Origin of the sequence: Nostoc sp. 'Peltigera membranacea cyanobiont' 213 (assembly GCF_002245975.1) — a bacterium.
GTDB lineage: Bacteria > Cyanobacteriota > Cyanobacteriia > Cyanobacteriales > Nostocaceae > Nostoc.
Genome location: NZ_NOLI01000233.1, coordinates 1 through 6089, shown reverse-complemented (window position 1 = coordinate 6089; position 6089 = coordinate 1). Strand labels below are relative to the sequence as shown.

Genomic DNA, 6089 nt, shown 5'->3' with positions numbered 1-6089 from the left:
AGTCCCCATTCCCCAGTCCCCATTCCCGTATCTTAAAAGAGGGGTTGTCACTGCGAAATCTAGAAATTGGGATCAAATCTTCAGCAAAAACTTCTATGAGCGCAACACAATCTAACAATCTGCCACTTTGGGTACAGGATCGAGATAAAGTGATAGCAGAAAGCACTGATGTCGAGTGGCGCTATCAGACACCGCCTGATTATTCTCGTTCCAAAGAGAATCTCGCCCAAGAAAGTATCCACAATCACCTTGAAGCTACACTAGAAGCGATCGTGCAAAACTTGGTGCGAACCTTTGAGATGGAAGTATCTTTCAAAGCTAACCCGCAGCAGTGGTTATCTATTGTCAACGAACAGTTTCGCGTGAGTACCAACGGGGGAGTAGAGTACACAGCAGCAGATGTATCAGCCCAAGGTACTTACAATTTATTTATGCCTGATTCAGAGCATTACAAGGCTTCAGAAGAAAGCTTTGAATCATCCGCAAAAGTCTTCCATACAACATTTCCTCAAGGATTTCCTTGGGAAGTGCTGGAAGTTTTCTCAGGGCCACCAAATGTCACATTCAAATGGCGGCATTGGGGACATTTTAACGGAGAATACAAAGGCCATGCACCGACTGGAGAGACAATAGAAATTATCGGCATGAGTATTGCAAAAGTTACCGATGACTTAAAGGTTATTTCCTTAGAACACTACTTCGACAATAATCTGTTCTTGGAAAAGCTAACATCTGGTGGCAAACAGACAAATGCCCAAAAGCCGACAAGTGCTTGTCCGTTCAGTTCTTGGTTCAATAAATCTCGCAAGAGTTAGTTCGTAAGGGTACAGAATGTAGTACTGTGCCCTTACATGATTCACACAGCAACCAAAGGATGAAAATGCAAACATACTATTACGTTTTGGCTAGTCTTCGCTTTCTTCTCCAAGAAGAACCCATACAGGAAGTTATCAAAGAACGGACTCGTCACTACCACGAACAAGAAAAACAACTAGATTTTTGGTTGGTTGAGCAACCTGCTTTCTTGGAAGCACCCGAATTTGCACAGCTAAAGGCAAAGTGTCCCCAACCAGCAGTAGCAATTATTTCTACAAATCCCCAATTTATTACTTGGTTAAAACTGCGTTTAGAGTACGTCATCACTGGAGAATTCCAGGCTCCTTCTGAGACAATACCAGATGCTTTGGCATCATTGGCTACCGTATCTTAGATAATTGGGCATTGGGCATGGGGCATTGGTCAATCATCAATAGATTCTTCTCCCCCCAGTCCCCAATCCCTAATTTTATTTTTGAGTTACAAATATATTTTGTAACACTCCTTGCATTCCCATACTGAAGTAGCTAGGTTTTCAGCTTTTTTCTTATAAAATCTTCTAGGACACCTTGATTTACATAATCTAACTTTTGTGCATAGATTTCAGATTTTACCAAGTGTTTTAGGATTAGCTATCGCAGGGTTGATTGGTGGCATGAGTTCTGTTTTTGCTCAACAAGCCATTCCTGTTTGTCAACCACCGATTTCGGGTGAGTATCTTTTATTAGTAGTCAGTCCCACAGCAAATAATCAAAAGCAGTTGCGTAGTGCCTTACCGCCTGAACTGAAGACCATTACCTGCAAATATCTCAACGAAACTGTGACGCGAATCGGGGGCTTTAAAAAAATTGATGATGCCAATCGATGGGCAAGGTATGTAAGTAATATTGTTGGCTTGTCTGCCATCATCACCACTCGACCGACAACGGCAGATGTGCAGCCACAGCAACGGGCACAGCAACAGGCACAGCAACAGCCACTTCAGCAGACAGTTAACTATAATCCCCAAGCATTAGGAGAAGGTTATGCAGTGTTGGTAGATTATTACAACCGTCCTGAACTAGTAAGTAGCGTACAGCAAGCAGTAGGAGGTAACGTAGGTTTTGTTTCTTATGGACAACGCCCTTATTTGCTAGCAGTATATACAACCAACCAAAGTGAAGCATACAACACATTACAGAAGCTGAACAATGGCGGTTTTGTTGCCAGTATAGTAGATAGTCGTAAGGTGATTCTGCTGCGCTCAACTGTGCGCTTGTAGTGATATTAAGTTTTCTGAAAGACTGATGCGATCTACCAAGTTGGTAATTTGTCAGTTGACAAATTACCAGTTACCAATTAAAAATAGTCGCTCAAACAAAGATTCATGCCCTAGCTTAATAAGCAGACCTAGCTAACCAATAGATAGTTATACCCAAAGCCGACCCAGCTATTACCTGAACTGGTGTATGTCCGAGTAATTCCTTCAAACGGTCTTGGCTAAAGTCTGGTTTTTCATGAAATAATTCATCAATCATTTGATTGAGGATACGAGCTTGCTTACCAGCTGCTTGACGAACTCCGGCTGCATCATACATGACGATGATGGCAAAAATCATCGCAACGGCAAAATCAGGAGATGCCCAACCCACTGTTTGCCCCACACCAGCAGCTAAAGCTGTAACTAAAGCTGAATGGGCACTGGGCATACCTCCGGTTGTCACCAAAACACGTACATTGAGTTTGCGATGTTTGACGATCTCGACTACAAGCTTTAATGCTTGAGCAATTAAACAAGCTACCAGAGCAACCAGCAGCACCCGGTTGTCTAAAATGTTGCCTATGTCCTGCATGGTATTTTGGTTAGGTTAGTAAATATTAGCAGCAGTTGTTGGTTGAGGAAACATTTAGATTCAACCCAAAATCTAAAATTAACCTAGTACATCACGGCGAAAACAGACCAATTATTCAAAATTGCCTAAAAGCCGATCGAATAAGCTTTTTGAATTTTGAATTTTGAATTCTGCTGGGCGGTAGTAGTACAGCATCGTGTAAATAAACCACCCACTCCCAACTCCCAATGAATGAAACCCTGCGGGATAAGAATTGATCGTGCCACAAAGCGTTGCTAATTATTGCGGCTGGTAATAAAATGAGCGATCGCTTGGAGTTGCTTGGCTTTCTCCCCAAATGGTTCTAATTCCACACAAGCTGCTTCAACTAACTCTTGGGCTTTTGAGCGCGATTCCTCAAGTCCCCAAAGGCTGGGATAGGTCACTTTCTGGGCTTTTTGGTCTTTACCAGCTGTTTTACCTAATTGCTCTTGGGTAGAAGTGATATCCAAAATATCATCTATGATTTGGAATGCTAGCCCAATATTTTGAGCATAACGGGTCAGTCGCTGCACATCTTCAGGTGATGCCCCAGCGACGATCCCACCACAAACTACAGAAGCTTCCAAAAGGGCGGCCGTTTTGTGTTTATGAATAAAATTTAGCGTTTCTAGGGAAATATCGGATTTACCTTCCGACTCTAAATCGACAACTTGACCGCCAACCAAACCAGCTGCCCCCAGCGCCCTACCAAGACGGATAACTACCTGCAAGACTAGCTCTCTCTTAACGCTTTGGGGGGTTTCAAGGGCAACAAACTCAAAAGCGAGAGCTAACAAGCCGTCCCCAGCTAAAATCGCCACATCTTCGCCATAGACTTTATGATTGGTCAGCTTTCCCCGCCGATAATCGTCATTATCCATCGCTGGGAGGTCGTCATGAATCAACGACATTGTGTGGATCATTTCCACTGCACAAGCTGTTGGCATAGCCATTTCAATAGTTCCACCAATCATTTCACAGGTAGCAAGACAAAGAATGGGACGTACCCGCTTGCCTCCAGCTAATAATGAATAGCGCATCGACTCATAAATCTTTTCTGGATAAATGATGGGGATAGCCCGATCTAAAGCATTATCGCAAAGCTTTTGTCGCTCTTTTAGATAGACTGCTAAGTTAAACGTGGCTTCCTCTGGTGGTATCTTTTGAACGTTATCAGTTGCTACCATTCTTTAATTCCTGATATTTTGGGATTTGCGTCTCATACGTCACAATTTTAAGGTGCTGTGGCGCTGAAATAAATGAAGAATTAGGAGTTAGGAGTTAAGAATTAGCATTAATAACTCTTAACTTTTAACTCATTACTCATTGCTCTTCACTCTCTTTCTTCTCTTGCCGCTTTGGAATAGCTGTTAAATGTATTTTGCAACAATATGGCTACAGTCATAGGACCAACACCGCCAGGGACGGGAGTGATAAATCCTGCTATAGCAGCTGTTGATTCAAAGTGGACATCGCCAATTAAGCGACTTTTGCCATTAGCATCGGTGACGCGATTCATTCCCACATCTACCACAACAGCACCTGGTTTTACCATATCAGCAGCGATCAATCCAGGACGACCGACTGCTGCAATTAGAATATCAGCATTTTGGGTGATGGCTTTCAGGTCATGCGATCGCGAGTGAGCGATCGTGACTGTGGCATCAGCTTCTAATAACATCAATGCCATAGGTTTACCCACCAAAATACTGCGTCCCACGACTACTGCCTGTTTTCCCTGCAAGGGAATCTCATAAGCTTCTAAAAGCCGCATTACACCAGCCGGAGTACAACTGCGTAAACCAGTTTCTCCCCGTACTAATCGCCCCAAATTAACTGGGTGTAATCCATCAGCATCTTTATCAGGATCGATTTGATGTAGCAGAGTCACAGCATCCAAGTGGTTAGGTAAGGGTAGCTGTACCAGAATGCCATCCACCCGTTCATCTTGGTTTAGTGCAGCTATGACCTCTTCTAACTCTTCAAGGGTTGTTTGGGCTGGGAAATGCTTACCAAAAGAGGCGATGCCAACCTTAGCGCAGGCTTTTTCTTTATTGCGGACATAAGCGGCTGACGCTGGGTTATCGCCAACCATCAACACTGCTAAACCTGGGGGTCGTCCAATTTTTGGTTGTAATTGTGTAATAGCAACAGAAAGTTCTTGCTGAATTTTTGCTGCTATTGCTTTACCATCAAGAAGTTTGGCAGTTTTTGTTTCCATAAAAATTCCTAACTAATCTATAATTCGCCTTTTGTCCGAAGTCTGGAGTAGAAATATTGACTATTGACTTTTAATTATTAATGTGTATCTGTTTGATGTCGTAGCGTTTCTCTCAGAGTAAAACCATAATGCTTATTTTCTCAGATCGACAGCTTTATCTGAAGAATAAAGAATTGCAGGATGAAATTCAGAACATTTTTTGCTCAGTTGAGAGTGTGTTTCTGAAACCGCAGAGAATATTATAGATGGGAACTGACCTGATGAAACTGGCGACAAACCAAGCAGTGAAGCAAAAATTTGCTCAATCGATGGCTTTCATGCAACAAACAAAAAATTTGTCCCTTTCGTTCTTGGACGGACACAGGATTGTTCCGTACCGCCTGGGGTTGATTTTTTTATTGGTAGTGGGACTTTCTAGTTGTGGTAGTTTAACCTCGCCTGGCTTGAATGGGACTAATTTTAAAATTGGTACCAATGTCACCCCAATTCGAGAAATTAAACCAGAACAAGACAATCAGGCTACAGTTTACATCCAAGGTCAGGTGGAAAACCAAGCTCCCTTAATGAAGCAATGGGCTTATCAAATTAATGACTCCACTGGCAAAATTTGGGTTGTCACCAATCAAAAGAATCTGGGTAAGGGAGCGCAAGTGGTGATTAAGGGTAAAGTTCGCTACCGAAGTATCCCTTTAGGTGGTAAAGAATTGGGGGAAGTTTATCTAGAAGAAGAATAATTAGCAATTAAAAATTAATATATGAACAATCAACCGGTGCATGTAGCGATCGCAATTCTCTATCAAAAAAACAAGTTTCTCATGCAACTACGCGACAACATCCCCGGTATTCTCTACCCTGGTTATTGGGCGCTATTTGGCGGTCATCTCGAACCTGGTGAAACGCCAGATATAGCAGTGAAGCGAGAAATTTTAGAAGAAATCGGCTACAACCTACCACCCTTTGTGGAATTTGGCTGTTATCCCGATGAAAGAGTTGTCCGTCATGTCTTTCATGCACCACTCTTGGTGGAATTAAATCAACTGGTTTTGAATGAAGGCTGGGATATGGGATTATTGACCCCAGAAGATATCCACCAAGGTAACTGTTATTCGCAAAACGCTGGCGAAGTCCGACCTTTAGGAAATATGCATCGGAGAATTATGTTGGATTTTATGGGGATAAATTCTTAATGGGGATTGGGG

8 protein-coding genes are annotated in these 6089 nt (G+C 42.6%); 5 read left to right on the top strand and 3 right to left on the bottom strand.

Annotated elements, in window-relative coordinates:
- The first annotated feature begins 95 nt into the window (after positions 1 to 95).
- The 3 genes from CDG77_RS32770 to CDG77_RS32760 all read left to right on the top strand — a co-directional run bounded on the left by CDG77_RS32770 (position 96) and on the right by CDG77_RS32760 (position 2077).
- Positions 96 to 815: a SnoaL-like polyketide cyclase gene (locus tag CDG77_RS32770; protein ID WP_094333365.1), complete on the top strand. Its 720-nt coding sequence runs from the start codon at positions 96 to 98 to the stop codon at positions 813 to 815.
- Between the two features lie 65 nt (positions 816 to 880).
- Positions 881 to 1210, top strand: coding sequence for an MgPME-cyclase complex family protein (locus CDG77_RS32765; RefSeq protein ID WP_094333367.1), 330 nt, complete (start codon positions 881 to 883; stop codon positions 1208 to 1210).
- A 198-nt stretch (positions 1211 to 1408) separates the two neighbouring features.
- Positions 1409 to 2077, top strand: a complete 669-nt coding sequence (locus CDG77_RS32760; protein ID WP_094333364.1) for a hypothetical protein — start codon at positions 1409 to 1411, stop codon at positions 2075 to 2077.
- 115 nt (positions 2078 to 2192) lie between these two features.
- On the opposite strand, the gene CDG77_RS32755 is transcribed toward CDG77_RS32760, so the two are convergent.
- The 3 genes from CDG77_RS32755 to folD form a co-directional block, all read right to left on the bottom strand.
- Positions 2193 to 2648: a divergent PAP2 family protein gene (locus CDG77_RS32755; protein WP_094333363.1), complete on the bottom strand. Its 456-nt coding sequence runs from the start codon at positions 2646 to 2648 to the stop codon at positions 2193 to 2195.
- Positions 2649 to 2923: 275 nt separating this feature from the next.
- Positions 2924 to 3856 (bottom strand): geranylgeranyl diphosphate synthase CrtE, encoded by a 933-nt coding sequence (crtE, locus tag CDG77_RS32750; RefSeq protein ID WP_094333362.1) that lies wholly within the window; start codon positions 3854 to 3856, stop codon positions 2924 to 2926.
- Positions 3857 to 4002: 146 nt separating this feature from the next.
- Entirely contained in the window at positions 4003 to 4890 is an 888-nt protein-coding gene (gene folD, locus CDG77_RS32745) for a bifunctional methylenetetrahydrofolate dehydrogenase/methenyltetrahydrofolate cyclohydrolase FolD (RefSeq protein WP_094333361.1), read from the bottom strand.
- A gap of 245 nt (positions 4891 to 5135) precedes the next feature.
- On the opposite strand from folD, the gene CDG77_RS32740 reads away from it, so the two are divergent.
- Both CDG77_RS32740 and CDG77_RS32735 read left to right on the top strand, forming a co-directional pair.
- Positions 5136 to 5624 (top strand): hypothetical protein, encoded by a 489-nt coding sequence (locus CDG77_RS32740; protein WP_181154485.1) that lies wholly within the window; start codon positions 5136 to 5138, stop codon positions 5622 to 5624.
- Positions 5625 to 5645: 21 nt separating this feature from the next.
- On the top strand, positions 5646 to 6077 hold the full coding sequence (locus CDG77_RS32735; protein WP_094333360.1) for an NUDIX hydrolase: 432 nt from the start codon (positions 5646 to 5648) through the stop codon (positions 6075 to 6077).
- Positions 6078 to 6089: the final 12 nt, after the last annotated feature.

Excerpts from the sequence above, each read along its gene's own strand:
- CDG77_RS32740 (WP_181154485.1), top strand. The coding sequence starts at position 5,136 with ATGGGAACTGACCTGATGAAACTGGCGACAAACCAAGCAGTGAAGCAA.
- CDG77_RS32770 (WP_094333365.1), top strand. The coding sequence starts at position 96 with ATGAGCGCAACACAATCTAACAATCTGCCACTTTGGGTACAGGATCGA.
- folD (WP_094333361.1), bottom strand. The coding sequence starts at position 4,890 with ATGGAAACAAAAACTGCCAAACTTCTTGATGGTAAAGCAATAGCAGCA.
- CDG77_RS32755 (WP_094333363.1), bottom strand. The coding sequence starts at position 2,648 with ATGCAGGACATAGGCAACATTTTAGACAACCGGGTGCTGCTGGTTGCT.
- crtE (WP_094333362.1), bottom strand. The coding sequence starts at position 3,856 with ATGGTAGCAACTGATAACGTTCAAAAGATACCACCAGAGGAAGCCACG.
- CDG77_RS32735 (WP_094333360.1), top strand. The coding sequence starts at position 5,646 with ATGAACAATCAACCGGTGCATGTAGCGATCGCAATTCTCTATCAAAAA.
- CDG77_RS32765 (WP_094333367.1), top strand. The coding sequence starts at position 881 with ATGCAAACATACTATTACGTTTTGGCTAGTCTTCGCTTTCTTCTCCAA.